This window comes from Luteimonas rhizosphaericola (assembly GCF_029888045.1).
Lineage (GTDB): Bacteria > Pseudomonadota > Gammaproteobacteria > Xanthomonadales > Xanthomonadaceae > Luteimonas > Luteimonas rhizosphaericola.
Genome location: NZ_JARXRN010000020.1, coordinates 426,868 through 446,108, shown reverse-complemented (window position 1 = coordinate 446,108; position 19,241 = coordinate 426,868). Strand labels below are relative to the sequence as shown.

Sequence of the window (19,241 nt, the reverse complement as noted above, 5' to 3'; positions counted from 1 at the left end):
CTCGCGCCGGATGAGGCTTGCGGCCATATCGGGGCGACGCGAACATCCGGCGGCGCCGGCATCGAGGCATGCGTCGCGCGCCTGCGCGCCCGGACCGGGCGCGCAGGTGGCCTCATCCGGTCGCCGCGCTGCCGGCGGCGATCAGGCCGCGCGTGCGGCCCGCGCTTCGGCCAGGGCCTCGCTCGCGTCGGACACCGGCCGCGCCAGGTCCGTACGCAGGTCGAAGACCCGGCCGCTGGCCTCCGCGCGCCAGTCGTGCGCATCGGCCACGTCGGTGCACAGCAGCAGCACCTCGGCGTGGTCCAGCACCTCGGACGGCTCGGACACCAGCATCTGCGCCAGGTGCGGCAGGTGACGGTCGATGTAGCTCAGGTTGCGTCCGCGCAGGCGGCCGAGGGTCACGTTCGGATCGTAGATCTTCACCTGGTGGCCCCAGCCGGTGAGCGTCTCCACCAGTTCCACCATCGGGCTCTCGCGCAGGTCGTCGGTGCCGTTCTTGAAGCTCAGGCCGACCAGGCCGATCTGCTTGCGCCCGGTGTCGCGCACCAGCTTCAGCGCGCGCTTGAGCTGGCTCTCGTTGGAGGCCATCACCGAGGACAGCATGTTCAGGCGCAGCGCCTCGTGCTCGGCGAAGCGGCTGATCGCGCGCAGGTCCTTGGGCAGGCACGAGCCGCCGAACGCGAAGCCCGGGCGCATGTACGCCGGCGAGATGTTGAGCTTGGTGTCCTCGCAGACCAGCTTCATCACCGCGTGGCCGTCGGCGCCCATCGCCTTGGCGACCGCGCCGATCTCGTTGGCGAAAGTGACCTTGACCGCGTGGAAGTTGTTGCAGGCGTACTTCACCAGCGCCGCGGTGCGCGAGTCGGTGACGAACTTCTTCGCGTCCACCGCGGCGTACAGGTCGAGCACCGGCTGCGCCTGGGCCTCGTCGTCCGCGCCCACCAGCACGTACGGCGGGTGGTAGTAGTCCTTCAGCGCCGAGCCTTCGCGCAGGAATTCCGGGTTGTTGCACAACACCACGTCGGCGGGGAAGTCGGCGCCCAGCGCCTTGTCCAGGATCGGCTGCATCTGCGTTTCCAGCAGACCGGGCAGCAGGGTGGAGCGGATCACCACGTGGTAGGCCTTTGGCGCGGCGCGCAGGGCAGTGCCGATGCCGGCGATCACGCTCTCGAGCACGTGCGTGGTGACGCTGCCGTCCTCCATCGAGGGCGTGCCGACGGCGATCATCGCCACGTCCGAGCCGGCCACCGCGAGCGCGGTGTCGGTGGTGGCGCGCAGGCGTCCGGCGGCGACCTGCGCCGCGACCAGTTCGTCCAGCCCGTTCTCGCGGATCGGGGCCTGGCCGGCGTTGATCTCGGCCACCTTGTCCTGGTCGATGTCGACGCCGATGACGGTGTGACCGTCCTTGGCCAGGCAGGCGCCGGTCACGCAACCGACGTAGCCCAGGCCGAATACCGCAACATTGCTCATGGTTTGACTGGCTCGCTTGAGGGAATGAGGGTGCTCGCGCGCGCGGGGCGCGCGGCGGCATGGCCCGGCGCGCGGGCGGCGACGCCGAGGCAGATCGCCTCGAACTGGCGGGCGATCGTCTCGCTGGAGTAGTGCGCGCGCACGAAGGCATCGGCGGCGTCGCCGATCCGGTGCCGAAGCGGGGCGTCGTCGAGCAGGCGCAGGATGTCGTCGGCGAAGCGCTCGGGCGTGTCGGCCTGCAGGAAGTGGGTGCCGGGCTCGACCGGCAGTCCTTCGGCGCCGATCGTGGTGCTGACCGTGGCGCGGGCCATCGCCATCGCCTCGTAGATCTTCAGCCGGGTGCCGCCGCCGACCAGCAGCGGCACCACCACCACCGCCGCATCGGCCAGGTGCGGGCGCACGTCGGGGACCGAGCCGGTGACCTCGATGCCGGGGCGCTGCGCCAGGGCCTGGATCGCCGGCGGCGGGTTGCGGCCGACGATGCGGAAGCGCGCGTCCGGGCGCCGGGCGATCACCCGGGGCCAGACCTCGTCGCAGAACCAGCGCATGCCGTCCTGGTTGGGCAGCCAGTCCATCGAACCGAGGAACATCACCTGGCCCTCGCGTTCGCGCGCGGGGTCGGGCTGGAAGAAGTCGGTGTCCACCGCGGTGTCGATCGGGTCCACGTGCTGCCAGCCGTAGCGGTCGCGGAAGATGTCCGCATCCTGCCGGCTGACCGCGATCACGTGGTCGAAGTGCCGGCCGCAGCCGCCCTCGAACGCCGCCATGCGCCGGTACTGGTTGAACATGTAGGCGCGCATCGCCGCGCCGCGGCTGACCTCGGCGTGGCGCTGCAGGATCTGCGCCTCGACGTTGTGCTGGAACAGGATCGTCGGCGGCAGGTCCAGGCCGATGGTGTGGCGGGCCATCTGCACGGTGTCGCAGATCACCAGGTCGAAGCGCTCGCGCGCGACGAGGGCCTCGATCCGGCGACGCAGCGCGGGATCGTAGTTGCGGTCGATGGCGTAGGGGCGCGACGAGGCCAGGTTGGCCACCGCGCTGGCGAGGAACCGCGGGCTGCCGTGCGGCGAGGCTTCGCCGGGCACCGCCTCGACCTTCAGCCCCAGCGCCTCCATCTGCGGCAGCAGCGCTTCCTCGCCACGGCGCAGGTTGCACACGTAGGTGACGTCGTGCCAGCGCGCGAGGTGCTTGAGCAGGTTCAGCACGCGGATCTTGCCGCCGGTATCGCGCGGGAACAGGATCTGCTTGTGCAGGAACAGGATCTTCAGGCGCGGCTGGCCGCTGGAGTCTGGCATGGAGGTCTGTGCTCGCGGATGGCGCGCCGCCGGTGGAGCCGCGCTGCAGGGGTCTTTGATGGAGAACGTCAGACGGCGGCGGATCGGGACAGCGCCGGCGGTTCGCGCGTGCGCGCCGCGGTGCGCGCGAGGAAGGCGGCGATCTCGCCGACCGCCTCGCGCCGGTCGCGCGGACCGTCCGCCGGCTGCGCGGGCGGCGCGTCGAGGGCATGGTCGATCGCTTCGGCCAGCGCCTGCGGCTGCTCGGGCGGCACCAGCACGCCCGCACCGAGCGCGGCGATCTCGGGAATGCCGCCGACCCGGCTGGCGACATACGGCGTCGCGCAGGCGGAGGCCTCGAGCAGCACGTTGGGAATGCCTTCCGAACGGCTGGGCAGCACGAACAGGTCGGCCGCGCGCAGCCAGTCGGGCAGGGCGGCATGCGGCTGCGCGCCGTGGAAGAGCACCCGCCCGGCGAGTCCCGCGGCCTGCGCCTGGGCCTGCAGTCGCGGGCGCTCGGCGCCGTCGCCGACCAGGTGCAGGCACCAGTCCCGCCGCGTCGCGTCCAGCACCTGGCACGCCTGCAGCAGCACGTCGACGCCCTTCACCGGCAGCAGGTTGCCGATGTAGAGCAGGTGGCGGTGGTCGTCACCCAGGCCGAGGCGCCGCCGCGCGTCGGCGCGCTCGCCGGGATGGAACAGGGTGCGGTCGACGCCATCGAGCACGGTGGCGACGCGGTCGGGCGCCGCGCCGAGCGCGACCACGCGCGCGGCGAGGTCGGCCGACACCGCGATCACGCCATCGGCCTCGCACAGCGCTTCGCGCGTGCCGTTGCGGCGCGCGGCGAATTCGTCCATGCGGCGCACGTCGCTGCCGTGCACCAGCACCGCGACCGGCAGCCCGTGGCGCCGCGCCAGCCGCACCGCGGCCCAGCCGTCGGGATAGGCCCACGTGGCCAGGACGATGTCGGGCTGCAGCTCGCGCACGGCGCGATCGAACGCGCCGCGCACCGAGGCCTCGAAGAAGCGCCCGTACTGCCCCCGCAGCACGCCGGGCGTGTACCAGTAGCGCGGATGTTCGACGGCGATGCCGTCGCAGGTGGTGCGTCGGCCGGGCGGAATCCGGGCGCCGGCGCCACGCAGCGCCCATTCGTCGCGCCAGGACACCGGCGCGATCAGCCGGACCTCGTGGTGCCCGGCCAGGAAGCGGAAGCGGTGGCGGTTGAACGCGGCGCGGTGCGGCTGCAGCGGGTTCGGGTACAGGTTGGTCAGCGCCAGGATCTTCATGCGTTCCGTCGTGAATGCAGGCCGCGTGGGAGCCGCGCGCAACCGGGAGGCAGGCGGGACCACGGGTGCAGAGTCGGCGGGACACGCCGCTGCATGCACGGCGCGGTCCCCGTCCGCGCGATGTCTTCAGATCACGCGAATTCCGCCCGCGACAGGCCAGCGTCGCCCCGGCGCGTCCCCCGCATGCGAGGGTGGGCGTCGATCCGCTTTCAGGGGATGGGATGCCGCTGGCTGCTCCAGCGCGGTAGCCGCTTCAGGCCCCGGCGTCCGCAGCTTCTCCGGGAACGCGCTGGCGCAGGACGCGCGCGGGGATTCCGCCGACGGTCGCGCCCGCCGGCACGTCGTGCACCACCACCGCGTTGGCGCCGACCCGGCTGTGGTCGCCCAGGGTGACGGCGCCGACGATCTTCGCACCCGCGCCGATGAACACGTGGTCGCCGATCCGCGGCGAGACGTACTTTTCGGCCCCGATCGTCACCTGGTGCTCGATGTAGACATGCGCGCCGCCCCGCACGCTGCCGTTGATCACCACGCCCTGGCTGTGGATCAGCACGAAGCACGGCCCGAAATCCGCGCCGCGGCCGATGATGCACTGGCCGAAGAACGCGTTGAGCTTGTTGAACACCATCGCCAGCGGCGCCAGCCGGTGCGCCTGCGACCACTGCATCGCCCGGTAGCAGGCCATCGCGAAGGTGCCGTCGGTGAGCAGGGTCTTGAGCAGGGTGCGCGGACGGTCGTCGCCGTAGCACCAGCGGGACTTGGCCTTGACGTCGTCGACGAACCGCATGCTTCCCCCGCCGGCCGCTGCCGGAACGCGCATCCCCGGATGGACGCAGGCCGGCATGATATCCGGCCGCGGCCGGCCGCCGTGCCGGGCGCGTGCCCGCCCGCGACGCGTTTTCGCGTTTACCGCCTGGACGACGTGCAGGGGAAGTCCGGATGGATCGGGTGAGCGTGGTGATGCCCGCCTACAACGCGGCCGGGACGCTGGAGGCGTCCATGCGCTCCGCGCTCGCGCAGACCCACGCCGCGGTGGAACTGCTGGTGGTCGACGACCGCTCCACCGACGCCAGCTGGGAACTGATCCAGCGCCAGGCGGACGCCGACCCGCGCGTGGTGCCGATCCGCCAGCCGCGCAACGGCGGCGTGGCGGCGGCGCGCAACGCCGGGATCGAGGCCGCCAGCGGGCGCTACGTCGCCTTCCTCGACAGCGACGACACCTGGTATCCGGACAAGCTCGAGGTGCAGCTGGCCGCGCTGCGCGAGAGCGGGGCACGCGTGGGCTACACCGCCTACGAGCGCGTGGATGCCGCGGGGCGGGTGCTGTCGCGGGTGCGGCCGCCGGCGCGTGCCACCTATGCCGAGATGCTCAAGGGCAACTGCATCGGCAACCTGACCGGGCTCTACGACCGTTCGCTCGGAGATCCGCGCTTCGGCGCGATGGGACACGAGGACTACGTGTTCTGGCTCGGGCTGGTGCGGGCGGCGGGCGAGGCGGTCTGCGCGCAGCCGGACCGGATGCTGGCCTCCTACCTGGTGCGGCAGGGGTCGCTGTCGTCGAACAAGCTGCGTGCCGCCCGGTGGCAGTGGCGGATCTACCGCGAGAGCGAGCGCCTGGGCGTGCTGCGATCGGGCTGGTATTTCGCCCATTACGCCGCCCGGGCCGTGGGCAAGCGCCTCTAGAGAATCGGGGGCGCGACCAGGGCGTCCATCCTGCGCAATCCCGGACGGTTGCCCGCGCGCGTATGTGCGCGTGGTCACACTCCTGCGCGGGCGAACGCGTCCGAATCCGCCTCCCGCCGCCATCTGGCAAAGATGTACCAACGGTTCAGCAATTGCGTGAGAGCCTCGCCGGGCTTTGCGACGGGCCTCCCTGTCGCGGGCAATCAGGGGGCCACACCGCAATTCCGATACCCGAGGTAGTCCGCATGCCCCGCAGTACCCTGATGGCCGCGCTGGTCCTGGCGCTGGCCGCCGCACCGGCCTGGTCGGCCGAATATTTCGTCTCCACCAGCGGCAACGATTCCAGCGGCAACGGCAGTTCGTCGCGTCCCTACCGGACGGTCCAGCGGGGCCTGTCGGCCGCGCGCGCCGGCGACACCGTGACCGTGCGCGCGCCGTCGGGCAACCGCACCTACAACGAATGCAACGTGCGCCTGCGCCAGCGGGTCACGCTGCGCTCGCCCGCGGGCGAACGCGCCCTGATCCACTGCAACACGTCCACGTCGAACTCCGTCACCATCCAGGTCGATCCGGGCGCCTCGGGCAGCCGCATCGCCAACCTGGAGATCAGTGGCGGCTTCTACTACGGGATCATGCTGCAGACCGCGTGGTACCAGGGCGGTCCGTCGTCGAACACGGGCGCCTCCGACGTGGTGATGGAGGACCTGCTGATCCGCGATTCGGGCCGCGACGGGATCAAGATCACGCCCAAGTCCAACCGCGCGATCATCCGCCGGGTGGAGATCCGCAACACAGGCACCCGTGACAGCGGCAACGCCGACGGCATCGACAACGTCAACGGCGACGGCATGGTGGTCGAGGACAGCTTCATCCACGACACCGCGACCACCGGCCTGTACTTCAAGGGCGGCGCGCGCAACGTGGTGATCCAGCGCAACCGGATCGAGAACACGGGCGATGCCGGCATCCTCGTCGGCTTCGACACCAGCCCGGAGTTCTTCGACCTGTCGGTGAACCCGAACTACTACGAGGCCATCGGCGGCATCGTGCGCAACAACGTGGTGCGCAACACCCGCTACGCCGGCATCGGCCTGTACGCGTCGAAGGACACGGTGGTGGCGAACAACACCCTGGTCAACACCGCCACCGGCGCGCATTCGGCGCTCTATTTCGGGGTCACCTTCCAGGACTACGACCCGGCGGCCAAGCGCCCGGCGAACGTCAACCCGAGGATCGTCAACAACCTCGTGATCCAGGCCAACAACCGCTGCGTGGAGATCCGCCATTCGAGCGAACTGGGCGGACTGTCGGGCCTGAGCGGCTCGCCCGGCACCGACTGGAACGGCTACGGCACCGGCTGCGTGTTCCGCGACAACCGTCCCGGCAGCGGCTTCAGCCAGGGCAGCCTGACGCAGTGGCGCAACGCGCTCAACGTCGACGCCAACAGCAAGCAGGCCGCGTATTCGGTCGACGCCAACGGCCGCCTGCCGGCCAACAGCCCCGCGATCAACGCCGGCACCACGATCGCCCAGGTGACCGACGACATCGACCGCCAGGCGCGCACCGCGCCGTACGACCTGGGTGCGGACGAAGTCGCCTCGGCGCCGCCGCCGCCGACCCGGGTCCGCCGTGGCGGCAGCCAGCCGCTGGGCGCCGGTGGTGCGTCGGGGAGCGGCATGGCGGTCGCCGGCGCGTCCGCGCAGCCGGTCGCGGCGATGCGCTCGACCTCCGGCGCGGCCCCCGCGTCACGGCCGGCGGATGTGCCTGCGTCCGAGCCGGCCGCGGGCGCGGCCCGGGCGGTCCAGGCGCCGGTCGCCTCCACGTCTGCGGTGCGTGTGGCGCCGCCCGCCCTGATGCTGTGGACGCGCCTGCGGGACTGGCTGGACCGTGGCGCCGCCACGGCGACGTCCCGCGAGGTCCGGCGCTGATCCGCTGACCGCGGTACCGGCGGCGACGCCGGTGCCCCGGGTGCGGCCGCTGGCCAGCGCAGGCCAGCGGCCGCAGTCCGTCCTGTCCTGCCCCCGGCGGGAAATGCGTTGAATCAGGCGACCGCGAACCGGACCAACCGGTGCGGTCGTCCGATCGCAACGGCATCAGGGGGCTTGGACCATGTACGCATTGCATCGTGGGCATGTGGCGGCGGTGCCGCCCGTGTGTCGCCCGCGCGGGTGGGCATCGTGATCGGCGCGTTCGCCGGCCGCGCCAACCGCACCATCCGGGTGCTGTGGCTGCTCGAGCTCTCGGTCCTGCTGCTGGCGGTGACCCTGGCGGTCTGGCTGCGGTTCCTCGACGATCCCGCCAGCCGCGGGCTCTTCATCGACACCGCGCCGTTCCGCTCGCTGCTGGTGGCCGTGTTCGTCACCGGCGCCATGGCCGCCTTCGGCCTGTACCAGCCGCACGTGCGCCACAACCGCATCGACCTGATGCTGCGCATCGGCCTGGGGTTCGCCTTCGGCGGCGTCGGCCTGCTGGTGCTGTACTACGCGGTGCCGTCGACCTACATCGGCCGTGGCGTGCTGGCGCTGTCGCTGCTGATCGGCTTCGTGCTCATCTGCACGCTGCGGTTGCTGGTCTACGGCCTGTTCGGGGTCGAGGCGTTCAAGCGCCGGATCCTGATCCTGGGCGCCGGCAGCAACGCCGACCTGATCAACCGCCGCCTGCGCCGCCGCAGCGACCGCAAGGCCTTCACCGTGATCGGCTTCCTTCCGATCGAGGGCCAGGCCCAGGTGGTGGCGCAGGACCTGCTGGTCGATCCGAACGGGCGTACCCTGCGCGAACTGGCGCTGGACCTGCACGCGCACGAGATCGTGGTGGCGCCGGACGAGCGCCGCGGCGGCCTGCCGATGGACCAGATCCTGCAGTGCGCGCAGATGGGCGTGGCGATCGTGGATCTGCCGGCGTTCTTCGAGCGCGAGGCGGGCCTGATCAAGCTCGAGATCGCCGATCCGTCCACCCTGGTGTTCTCCGGCGGCTTCGACCACTCGTTCCCGCGCCGGCTCAGCAAGCGCGCCTTCGACATCGCCGCGGCGCTGGTGCTGCTGCTGGTCGCGTGGCCGTTCATGCTGGTGGTGGCGCTGTGCGTGTGGGCCGAGTCCGGTTCGCCGATCCTCTACCGCCAGACCCGGGTGGGCGAGGGCGGCCGCACCTTCGACCTGACCAAGTTCCGCAGCATGCGCACCGACGCCGAGAAGGACGGCGTGGCGCGCTGGGCCAGCACCAACGACGACCGCACCACGCGCGTGGGCCGCTTCATCCGCGCGACGCGGCTGGACGAGCTGCCGCAGCTGTTCAACGTGCTGGCGGGCGACATGAGCTTCGTCGGCCCGCGCCCCGAGCGGCCGCAGTTCGTCGACCAGCTCAACGAGGAGATCCGCTACTACAACGTGCGGCACTCGGTGAAGCCGGGGCTGACCGGCTGGGCGCAGCTGCGCTATCCCTACGGCGCCTCGGTGAACGACGCCCGCGAGAAGCTGAAGTTCGACCTGTTCTACGTCAAGAACCACGGCCTGTTCTTCGACTTCATGATCCTGCTGCAGACCGTCGAGGTCGTCCTGTTCAGGCGCGGCGCGCGCTGAGCGCCGCCGCGGTTCCGTCCACCGCCGCAATCTGTTCCAATCCGACCGCGGCGCACCCGCCGCGGGCGTGCCCCGGCGCGCCTTCCCGTTCCCGAGACCCAGACATCCGCATGGCTTCCACGCAACAGACCGTCCGCGACTTCATCGCCACCACCTTTCCCAGCGACGGCGGTGACCCGCCGGCGGACATGGACCTGCTGGAAGGCGGCATCATCGACTCGATCGGCGTGCTGACGATCGTGACCTGGCTCGAGGAAACGTTCGGCTTCGTGGTCGAGGACGAGGACGTGGTGCCTGAGAACCTCGGCAGCATCGCCGGCATCACCGCCTATGCCGAGCGCAAGCAGCGCGAGGCCGGGAACGTGGCATGAACCGCTACGAGCACCACCTCACCCTCGCGGCCCGGCGCCGGCCGGGGCACCCGGCGATCGTACACGCCGGGGGCCGCACCAGCTACGCCGAGCTCGACGCCGCCGCCGACCGCTTCGCCGACGGCCTGGTCCAACATGCCGCCTTCGCCAATGGCGACCGCTGCGTGGTGTTCCTGGACAACCGGGTCGAGACCGCGGTGGCGATCTTCGGCACCCTGCGCGCCGGCGGCGTGTTCAGCGTGGTCAATGCCACCACCAAGGCCGACAAGCTCGCCTTCGTGCTGAACAACTGCGAGGCCGCGGTGCTGTTCACCCAGGCCAGCCTGGCGCCGGTGGCGCTGGCGGCCGCCGCGCAGGCGCCGAGCGTGCGCCGCGTGGTGGTGGTGGACGAGTCCGCGGAGGCCGAGGGCGGCGACGTCGTCGGCTACGACGCCTTCACCACGGTCGCCGAGCCGGGCTGCGCCGCCGCGCGCCCGGCGGGCGTGGACATCGACTTGGCGATGCTGGTCTACACCTCGGGGTCGACCGGCAATCCCAAGGGCGTCATGATGACGCACAAGAACATCGAGCACGCCGCGTCCTCGATCACCACCTACCTCGAGTCCCATGAGGACGACGTGGTGCTGAGCGTGCTGCCGCTGTCGTTCGACTACGGCCTGTACCAGCTGCTGATGTGCGTGAAGATGGGCGCCACGCTGGTGCTGGAGAAGTCGTTCGCGTTCCCGCAGAAGGTGCTGCCGCTGCTGGCTTCGGAGCAGGTCACCGGCTTCCCGCTGGTGCCGACGATGGCCGCGCTGATCGTGCAGATCCGGAACTTCGACCCGGCCTGGGCGCAGGGCGTGCGCTACATCACCAACACCGCGGCCGCGCTGCCGCCGGCGCACATCCTCAAGCTGCAGGAGATCTTCCCGCACGCGAAGGTGTTCTCGATGTACGGGATGACCGAATCCAAGCGCTGCACCTGGCTGCCGCCGGACCAGCTCGCGAAGCGCCCGGACAGCGTCGGTATCGCGATCCCGGGCACCGAGGTGTGGGTGGCCGACGACGACGGCAGGCCGCTGCCGCCCGACACCGTCGGCGAGCTGGTGGTGCGCGGCGGGCACGTGATGCAGGGCTACTGGCGCAACGAGGAGGCGACCGCCAAGGCGCTGCGCCCCGGCCGCTATCCCTGGGAGAAGGTGCTGCACACCGGCGACCTGTTCCGCATGGATGCCGAGGGCTTCCTGTACTTCGTCGGGCGCAAGGACGACATCCTCAAGTCGCGCGGCGAGAAGGTCAGCCCCAAGGAGGTCGAGAACGTGCTCTACGCGCTGCCCGGCATCCGTGAGGCCGCCCTGGTGGGCGTACCCGATCCGATCATGGGCCATGCGCTGAAGGCGATCGTGGTCAGCGATCGCGAGGACCTCGACGCGCGCGCGATCCTGGCCCACTGCCGTGCGCACCTGGAGGAGTTCATGATCCCGCGCACGGTCGAATTCCGCGACGCCCTGCCCAAGACCAACACCGGCAAGATCCGCCGCAGCGTGCTGCAGGCCGAGGCCGAGGGCCGCCCGGCGCCGGACGAGGAAGCCGCGGCCTGAGTCGCCGGCGGGCGTGCCGCCGCACGCCCGTGCCGCCGGTCGCAGGCGGACATGCGCGGGACCGGTGAAATTGGCCACGGGCCCGGCATCGCCAGGCCGGGCGTCAGCCGCGCCGCGGCATCCGCGGATCGAGCTCGGTACAGCCACGCGGCGGCGCGTCGCCTGCCGGCGCGTCCGGATGCATGGGGGAGTGGCCCAGCGGCATGAGCGGCGAGCTGTACCAGTCCACCACCTCGCGGCAGACCAGGCGTACCCAGGACGGGCCGTAGTGCCACAGCCGGCCGTCCTCGGCGGTATCGGTCGGCGCGCCCAGCGCATCGAGGGCGTCGCGCGCAGGCATTCCGATCTCGAGCATCGCCTGCGGCGCCGGAGCGGCCGCTGTGGTCCGCGGACGCGCATCCGGCTGCGCCCGCGCGGTCGTGGCCGCTTCGGTCGGGACGGGGTCGCGACCGGCGAACTGCATGCCCACCACCAGCACCGCCAGTGCGGCGAGGGTGAGGCTCAGCCAGCGTCGGGCGCGAGGAGGCGGCGCCTCGGGCAGGGCCATCGGCAGCTCGGCCGCCTCGCCGGCCGCGGCTGCGGTCAGGGGCCGGAGCGGCGGCGCAGGCGCGCGCGGAACCGCCACCGCCGGAGCCCCCGGGAACCGTCCGTGCACATGGAAGAACTCCAGCGCAGCGGCATAGCCTAGGTTGAGCGACTTGAGCGCCTCCTCGCCGCCCGCGTCCTCGCTGACGCGGTCGGGATGCAGCTCCGAGACGCGGCGCCGGTAGGCGCGCTTCAAGGCGTCAGGCGAGCACGCCGGATCGATGCCCAGTTCGCGGTACAGGGCGAGGAAGTCGGTCTGCGGGGTCATGGCCTGCCCGCGTGTCGCCGCACCGCTGTCCTCATGCCGGATCGACCCGCGCGAACAGCTGCGGCAGCCACAGCATCGCGGCCAGGTCGGGCAGGGCGACCGCGGGTTCGACCGCCATGCGCGGCGTGTCGAACCGTGGGGAATCCGCACGCGCGTGCCCGCCGTAGTAGGAGAATGCGCGGCGCACCCCGGCCGCTTCCATGCAGGCACGGGTATCGGCGTCGAACGCCCACTGGCTGCCCACCGGATAGGCGAAGTACTCCATCGGACGACCGGTCTCGGCGCGGATGCGGGCCGCGCAGCCTTCGACTTCCTCGCACTGGCGCTCGGGTGGCAGGCGTGAGAGCACCGGGTGGTCGACCGTGTGGCCGCCGATGGTCATCCCGGCCGCGCCCATCTCGCGGATCATGTCCCAGTCCATCCACAGCCCGTCGACGCGCTCGGGCGTGGCCTGGCCGGTGGCCTCGCGCAGGCGCGCCATCAGATGCGCGGAGTCCTCCGCCCGCAGCGATTTGAAGGCGCACAGGATGGCGTGGATCGCGTCCTCTCGCGCCTCGCCCAGCGCCAGCGGCGCCGGCAGCCAGGGGCGCAGGTCCAGGCGCGTCTGCGCGGTCGAGCGCACGCGCCAGGCGATCTCATCCCACCACGGCAGCCGTGGCCGGTCGATGAACCCGGTGGCGATGAAGAAGGTCGCCGGCACGCCGCGCGCACGCAGGATCGGGAACGCCGCCTGGTAGTTGTCGATGTAGCCGTCGTCGAAGGTCACCAGCACGTGGCGGCCGCGGCGGCCGGCGATGGTGTCGATGTCGCCCGGGGAGATCACGTCGCAGTGGCGCGCCAGGCAGGCCATCTGCGCATCGAAGGCCTCCTCGTCCGCGCTCCACAGTTCACGGTCGTAGGGCGAATCGCGCCCGTCGCCGATGCGGTGGTAGTTGAGGATCAGGATGCCCTGCGGCGGCATCAGCGCCGCCAGCAGGCGGCCCAGCCCGGTGTGCGACAAGACCCTGGCGGCGATGCGCTTCTTCACGTCCCTCGGCTCCAATCCCCCGCGGCGCCCCGGCCATGACCGGCCGGGAAGTCGCGCCTTCCCGATCGAGGGTTACGCAGAAAGCACGGAGGGGCGGACGCGGGTGGCCGCACGGGCGCGCAAAGCGCGTATTCGAAGATATCCATCGATTCACCGGTGCCGGGCCCTCGCGGGCGCCGGCCCGATCCACACGAGGCAGGAGATCGCGCGCGGCATGGCCGGACACAGCATCAGGGGGCTCTGCGCGCTGGCGATGGCGTTGGCACTGTGCGCGGCGGCCCCGGCCCCGGCGGCGGCGCGGACCTGGCACGTCTCGGGCGCGGGCGACGATGCCCGCGGCGACGGGTCGGCCGAGCGGCCGTTCCGCAGCATCATGCGCGTGCTCGACACCTCGCGCGCGCTCGCCGCCGACGGCGACGTGATCGAACTCGACGGTCGTCCGGGCCGCAACCGCTACGACGAATGCGACGTGCGCCTGCGCAACCGGCTCACGCTGCGTTCGGGGCCCGAGGGGCGCGCCCACATCCACTGCGATCCACAGACGCAGGACTCGGTCGCGGTGCAGATCGACCCGGATGCCTCCGGCAGCGTGCTGACGAACCTGGAGATCAGCGGCGGCTACTACTACGGCGTGATGCTGCAGACCAACTGGTACCAGGACGGGCCGGACAGCGACATCGGCGCGTCGGACGTGGTGCTGGAAGACCTGCTGATCCGCGACACCGGCCGCGACGGGATCAAGATCACCCCGCGCTCCCGGCGCGCCACCATCCGCCGGGTCGAGATCCACGGCACCGGGCGCCGCGACGCCGAGAACGCCGACGGCATCGACAACGTCAACGGCGACGGCATGGTGGTGGAAGACAGCTACATCCACGACGTCGCCACCACCGGGCTGTACTTCAAGGGCGGCGCGCGCGACGTGGTGGTCCAGCGCAACCGGATCGAGAACACGGGCGATGCGGGCATCCTGGCCGGCTTCGACACCAGCGTGGGCTTCTTCGACCTCGACGCCAACCCCGGCTACCACGAGGCGATCCGCGGCATCGTGCGCAACAACGTGGTGCGCAACACGCGCTACGCCGGCATCGGCCTGTACGCCACGCTCGACACCGTGGTGGCGCACAACACGATCATCGACGCCGCGCGCGACGGACAGTCGGCGCTGTTCTTCGGCATCGTGTTCCAGGACTGGTACGGCGAGGCGGGGCGGCCGCCCAACACGGGCGTCTCGCTGCTCAACAACCTGGTCGTGCAGGATGGCGGGCACTGCGTGGAGATCCGCTGGTCGCCGGAGCTTGGCGGGCTGTCGGCGCTGGCCGGAACGCCGCGGATCGACTTCAACGGCTATCCCCAAGGCGGGCGCCCGTGCCGGTTCGTGGACCAGCGGCCGGATTCACCGCTGGCGATGGCGGTCACCGGCTTCGACGGCTGGCGCGCCGGGATGGGGGTGGACGCGCACAGCGTGCAGGCGCACTTCCTGGTCGACGCCAGCGGACGCCCGCTGGCCGGCAGCGCCGCGCTGGCGGCCGCCACGCCGCTGCCCGACGTGCCCGCCGACATCGCCGGCGACCCGCGCTCCGAGGCTGAGCCGACCATCGGCGCCTTCGAGAAACCTGCCGCCGCCGGCGCCGCGATCGGTGCGCTGGACGCGCGCAGGCCGCCGACCACGACCCCCACGGGCGACGGACTGCGCGAAGTCGCGGGCGACACCGCCGTCGTCGCGCGTTCGGGCCTCGCCCGCCTGCAACATGCCTGGCCCCGTGCCGCCGACTGGATTTCGCCGATGACTCTGCTGCTGCTGGCCCTTGGCCTGCTGGGACTTGCCACGCTCGCGTTCGCCCTGTGGATGGCGAACCGGCGCAACCTGACCGGATGGCTGCTGGCCTGGATGCGCCAGGACTGGCGCGCGCCGGTGGCCGCCGGCACCACGCGGCACCTGATGTTCTGCTTCGTCGACCACTACGAGCCGGCCTGGGGCAAGCCCGACCTGGCGAAGGAGCGTGCGCGCGTGGCGCGCTGGCGCCGCGACCTGCCGGTGCTGTGCGCGAACCATCGCGATGCGGACGGGCGCCCGCCGGTGCATTCGTTCTTCTACCCGGAAGAGGAATACCGCGAGGAGCACCTCGACGCGCTGGTCGAACTGTGCCGCCAGGGGCTGGGCGAGATCGAGATCCACCTGCACCACGACAATGACACCGAAGCCAACCTGCGCGCCACCCTGAGCCGGTTCACCGAGCTGCTGGCCACGCGACACGACGCGCTGCCGCGCGATCCGGTGACCGGGCAGCCGCGCTGGGCCTTCATCCACGGCAACTGGGCGCTGGACAACAGCCACCCGCACGGCCGCCACTGCGGCGTGGACAACGAGCTGGTCGTGCTGCGCGAGACCGGCTGCTATGCCGACTTCACCCTGCCGTCGGCGCCCGATCCCTGCCAGACGCGCGCGGTGAACCGCATCTACTACGCCAAGGACGATCCGGCGCGGCCGAAATCGCACGACACCGGTCCACGGGTGAAGGTGGGCGGCGCGACCGAAGGCGACCTGATGATCATCCAGGGCCCGCTGGGCTTCCGCTGGAAGCACCGCAAGTGGGGCATCCTGCCGCGGATCGAGAATTCCGACATCCGCGCGGTGGCCCCGGCCACGCGCGACCGCATCGACGCCTGGGTGGACACCGGCATCCACGTCGAGGGCCGCCCGGAATGGATCTTCGTCAAGATCCACACCCACGGCGCCGAGGACCAGGACATGGACGCGCTGCTGGGCCAGGCGATGGACGAGGCGCACACGTATCTGGAGACGCGCTACAACGACGGTCGCGACTGGAAGCTGCACTACGTCAGCGCGCGCGAGGCCTACAACATCGCCAAGGCCGCCGAGGCCGGGCTGGCGGGCGATCCCGGGCAGTACCGCGACCACCTCATCCCGCGTCCGGGCTACGGCATCGGCGCTGCAGCACAGCGGCGGGCGGCGGCGGGCTGAGGCGGGCTGAGACGCAATGGACGCCGGGCGCGTGCTGCCCGGCGATTGCGCACACCCGACGGACCGGTGGGGCGAGCGCGAGCGGTCGCGGGCGCGGAACGCGCACTGATCCGAGGGGGCGGCGGGATTGTCGAACACGCAACCCGCGGATGCGGGCGTGCGGCCGACCGCCGTCGCGGCGACGGCCGTGCGGGGCTCAGTCGCCCCGCGCGTCCCGGTACAGCTCGTCGTAGCGCGCAGCCATGGCCTCGACCGAGGCGTGCGTCGCCACCCAGTCCCGCGCGGCCGCGCTGAGACGCCGGCGTTCGCCGGCATCGGCCAGCAGCGCCAGCAGCACGCTGCGCAGCGCGTCGCCGTCGTCGTCGGGAAACAGCCGGCCGTTGATCCCGTCGCGCACGATCTCCGGATTGCCGCCGACCGCCGAGGCCACCACCGCCACGCCGGCCGCGCAGGCTTCCAGCAGCGCGATCGACAATCCTTCGGTGCGCGAGGGCAGGGCGAAGACGTCGAACGCCGGCAGCAGGGCCGCGACATCGTCACGCGCGCCGGCGAACAGCACGCGCTCCGCCATCCCCAGCGACGCGGCCTGCGCGCGCAGCGACGCTTCCTCGGGGCCGTCGCCGACCAGCACCACGCGCAGGTCGGGATGCGCCCGCGCAAGCGCCGGCAGCAGCGCGAGCAGCAGCCGGTGGTGCTTGAGCGCGACCAGCCGCCCGACGCAGCCGATCACCGGCACCGTCGCGGGAATCCCGAGACGTTCGCGGGCATCGGCACGCGCGCGCGCATCGTGGCCGAAGCGCTGCACCGGGATGCCGTTGAGCACGGTGACTGCCTGCGCATCGCGCACGAGGCCGTCGCCGACGAACCGCCGGCGCACCTGCTCGCCCACCATCGCCACCCGAGCGGTGCGGTGCAGCGATCCGCGATACAGCAGGCGCAGGCGCCGGTTGTCCAGGCGCGTGCCCATGTTGTGGCAGGTGTTGACCAGCGCCCTCCCGCGCAGGCCCGTCATCGCCAGCGCCGCGTAGTAGTTGGGAACGAAGTTGTGGGTATGCACGACCTGCGCGCCGACCGCCGCCTCGCGCAGCATGCGCAGCACCTGCAGGTCCAGCGTGCGCCGCTTGCCGGCGACCAGCACCGGCACGCCGGCACCCTCCAGGGCGTCGCGGAAGCCGGCGGTCTCGCACAGGCTCAGCACACGCACACTGTGGCCGCGGGCGCGCTGTTCGATCGCAAGGTCCGCGACCACGCGCTCGAGCCCGCCGTAGTCGAGCGAATTGACGACATGCAGGATGCCGCGCGTGGAAGTGTGGTCCATGGGAGAGGCGTGCAAATCGGGAGCGGCAGGCGCACCATCGCGCGGGGCTGGAGGCGGTCGCGCTGCGACGCTGGGCGGCCGGAACATACCACGGCAAGCGCGGCGCCGGCCGGACACCACGCGCGCCGCCGATGGCCTCTCCAGGGTGCCGATTGCGTTGTTTCATGTGGGCCGCGGTCGCGGGCGCGTTGCGCCACCGGGGGGCTGATCCATCCATTCAGGGCGCTTCATGAGTCAGCAGTTCAGTGGTGCCGCGGCGATCCGTGCCGCGGTGATGATCATGGGCTCGACCTACGTCACCTACGGGGTCGGCCTGCTGGTCAGCATCATCATCGCGCGCCACCTGGGACCGGCCGATTTCGGACGCTACTCCTACGTGGTGTGGATGGCCGGCATCCTGCTCGCGGTGGGTAACAACGGCATCACCTCCACCGCGATCCGCTTCGTGTCCGAATCGCTGGGCCGCAAGTCGCCCGACGACGCGCGCCGGGTGCATGGCTGGCTGCTGCGGCGCCAGGTCGCCTGCCTGGCGCTGGTGGCGGTTGGCTTCATGCTGGGCAGCCGCTGGCTCGCGCCCGACGGCTGGGAAAACTCGCTGGCCGCGTTCGTGGTCGTGGCGCTGGTCGCGGGCCTGGCCAAGGCGGTGTACATCTTCGATGCGTCGGTGGCCAAGGGCTACGGGCGCTTCGACGTCGAGGCCCGCGCCACGGTCACGATGAGCCTGGCCAACATCGCGTTCGTGCTGGTGCTGCTGGCGATGGATGCCCCGCTGCTGGCCTACCTGGTCGCCTTCGCGCTGGTCAGCATCGGCTACGCGGTGATCTCGCGCGTGATGCTGCGGCGGGGCGGCATGGTCAGCGAACTGCAGGATCCCGACCCGGCGATGGCCGTGCGCGTGCGCCGCCACCTGCTGTGGACGGTGCTGCTGGTGCTGGCCTACACGTTCAGCAACAAGTCGATCGAGACCTACCTGCTCAACGCGACCGTCGGCCCGGCGGAGGTCGGCTTCTTCGCGATCGCCGCCGCGCTCAGCCGCGGCGGCGTCGACCTGCTCGCGTCGGGCCTGATGACGGTGATGATGCCGATCATGGGGCACGCCTTCGGCGAGGGCGGACTCGATCGCGCCAACACCATCATGAGCAACTCGCTGCGCTACTGCCTGTTCCTGGGGCTGATGCTGATCGGCGTGGGGCTGCTGGTGTCGCGTCCGGGCGTGGCGCTGATGTACGGCGATCGCTACGGCGAGGTGGTGCTGCCGCTGCGGGTGATGATCCTGGTGGGCGGGCTGACGCTGGGCGAAGCGGCGTTCAACGCGCTGCTGTCGACCACCGACAACCAGCGCATGCGCGTGGTGTACGCGTGCCTGTCCCTGGGCATCACCGCCGCGTTCGCATTCGCGCTGGTGCCGACCTGGGGCCTGCTGGGGGCGGTGGCCTCGTACGCGATCTCGCGGCTGCTGGTCTTCGCGCTGGTGGCGGTGGGCATCACCCGAATGATGCGGCTGCGGCTGCCGGTCCGCGAGTTTCTGCGCCTGGTCGGCTGCGCGCTGCTGTCGGGACTGCTCGCCGGCGCGCTGGTGCTGGCGGTGCCGGGCATCTGGACCGAACTGGTTGCCGGGGCGGTGTTCGCAGCGCTGTTCCTGGCCACCACGGTGGCGTTCAACGCCTGGCGCGCCTCGGACGTCGGCCACCTGCTGGAATTCCTCGAGCGGTACCCCTTCGTGCACCGGCGCGCGGCGGGCTTCCTCCAGCGCTGGGCGCTGAGGCTGCAATGAGCGCGCCGGGACCGACGATCTTCGCGCGCGCCTGCGCCGCCCCA

The 19,241-nt window shown here is 71.6% G+C and carries 14 protein-coding genes; 7 read left to right on the top strand and 7 right to left on the bottom strand.

From position 1 onward, the window contains the following. Positions 1 to 141 precede the first annotated feature (141 nt). The 4 genes from QFW80_RS05870 to QFW80_RS05855 form a co-directional block, all read right to left on the bottom strand. Positions 142 to 1,470, bottom strand: a complete 1,329-nt coding sequence (locus QFW80_RS05870) for a nucleotide sugar dehydrogenase (protein WP_280600499.1) — start codon at positions 1,468 to 1,470, stop codon at positions 142 to 144. Continuing rightward, positions 1,467 to 2,765: a glycosyltransferase gene (locus QFW80_RS05865; protein WP_280600498.1), complete on the bottom strand. Its 1,299-nt coding sequence runs from the start codon at positions 2,763 to 2,765 to the stop codon at positions 1,467 to 1,469. Before QFW80_RS05865 ends, QFW80_RS05870 begins: the two co-directional genes overlap by 4 nt. 68 nt (positions 2,766 to 2,833) lie before the next feature. Further along, positions 2,834 to 4,030, bottom strand: coding sequence for a glycosyltransferase (locus QFW80_RS05860; protein ID WP_280600496.1), 1,197 nt, complete (start codon positions 4,028 to 4,030; stop codon positions 2,834 to 2,836). Between the two features lie 253 nt (positions 4,031 to 4,283). Next, positions 4,284 to 4,817, bottom strand: coding sequence for a serine O-acetyltransferase (locus tag QFW80_RS05855; protein ID WP_280600495.1), 534 nt, complete (start codon positions 4,815 to 4,817; stop codon positions 4,284 to 4,286). 152 nt (positions 4,818 to 4,969) lie between these two features. On the opposite strand from QFW80_RS05855, the gene QFW80_RS05850 reads away from it, so the two are divergent. The 5 genes from QFW80_RS05850 to QFW80_RS05830 all read left to right on the top strand — a co-directional run bounded on the left by QFW80_RS05850 (position 4,970) and on the right by QFW80_RS05830 (position 11,239). Beyond that, positions 4,970 to 5,713, top strand: coding sequence for a glycosyltransferase family 2 protein (locus QFW80_RS05850; RefSeq protein WP_280600494.1), 744 nt, complete (start codon positions 4,970 to 4,972; stop codon positions 5,711 to 5,713). 245 nt (positions 5,714 to 5,958) lie between these two features. Continuing rightward, the gene (locus QFW80_RS05845) at positions 5,959 to 7,641 is read left to right on the top strand and encodes a right-handed parallel beta-helix repeat-containing protein (protein ID WP_280600492.1); all 1,683 of its coding nucleotides are present in this window, start codon (positions 5,959 to 5,961) and stop codon (positions 7,639 to 7,641) included. A 225-nt stretch (positions 7,642 to 7,866) separates the two neighbouring features. Then, the gene (locus QFW80_RS05840; protein WP_280600491.1) at positions 7,867 to 9,288 is read left to right on the top strand and encodes a TIGR03013 family XrtA/PEP-CTERM system glycosyltransferase; all 1,422 of its coding nucleotides are present in this window, start codon (positions 7,867 to 7,869) and stop codon (positions 9,286 to 9,288) included. 110 nt (positions 9,289 to 9,398) lie between these two features. Then, the gene (locus QFW80_RS05835) at positions 9,399 to 9,659 is read left to right on the top strand and encodes an acyl carrier protein (protein WP_280600490.1); all 261 of its coding nucleotides are present in this window, start codon (positions 9,399 to 9,401) and stop codon (positions 9,657 to 9,659) included. Beyond that, positions 9,656 to 11,239, top strand: a complete 1,584-nt coding sequence (locus QFW80_RS05830) for a class I adenylate-forming enzyme family protein (protein WP_280600488.1) — start codon at positions 9,656 to 9,658, stop codon at positions 11,237 to 11,239. Before QFW80_RS05835 ends, QFW80_RS05830 begins: the two co-directional genes overlap by 4 nt. Before the next feature lie 103 nt (positions 11,240 to 11,342). Here the strand turns inward: QFW80_RS05830 and QFW80_RS05825 are convergent, their stop codons facing one another. Further along, positions 11,343 to 12,092: a J domain-containing protein gene (locus tag QFW80_RS05825; RefSeq protein WP_280600487.1), complete on the bottom strand. Its 750-nt coding sequence runs from the start codon at positions 12,090 to 12,092 to the stop codon at positions 11,343 to 11,345. A gap of 31 nt (positions 12,093 to 12,123) precedes the next feature. Continuing rightward, positions 12,124 to 13,119, bottom strand: coding sequence for a polysaccharide deacetylase family protein (locus tag QFW80_RS05820; RefSeq protein WP_280600486.1), 996 nt, complete (start codon positions 13,117 to 13,119; stop codon positions 12,124 to 12,126). A gap of 214 nt (positions 13,120 to 13,333) precedes the next feature. Here QFW80_RS05820 and QFW80_RS05815 point away from each other — a divergent pair, with 214 nt between their 5' ends. Continuing rightward, entirely contained in the window at positions 13,334 to 16,105 is a 2,772-nt protein-coding gene (locus tag QFW80_RS05815) for a right-handed parallel beta-helix repeat-containing protein (RefSeq protein ID WP_280600484.1), read from the top strand. A gap of 196 nt (positions 16,106 to 16,301) precedes the next feature. Here the strand turns inward: QFW80_RS05815 and QFW80_RS05810 are convergent, their stop codons facing one another. Then, the gene (locus QFW80_RS05810; protein ID WP_280600482.1) at positions 16,302 to 17,423 is read right to left on the bottom strand and encodes a glycosyltransferase; all 1,122 of its coding nucleotides are present in this window, start codon (positions 17,421 to 17,423) and stop codon (positions 16,302 to 16,304) included. Between the two features lie 229 nt (positions 17,424 to 17,652). On the opposite strand from QFW80_RS05810, the gene QFW80_RS05805 reads away from it, so the two are divergent. Next, on the top strand, positions 17,653 to 19,197 hold the full coding sequence (locus QFW80_RS05805; RefSeq protein ID WP_280600480.1) for a lipopolysaccharide biosynthesis protein: 1,545 nt from the start codon (positions 17,653 to 17,655) through the stop codon (positions 19,195 to 19,197). The last annotated feature ends 44 nt before the right edge of the window (positions 19,198 to 19,241 follow it).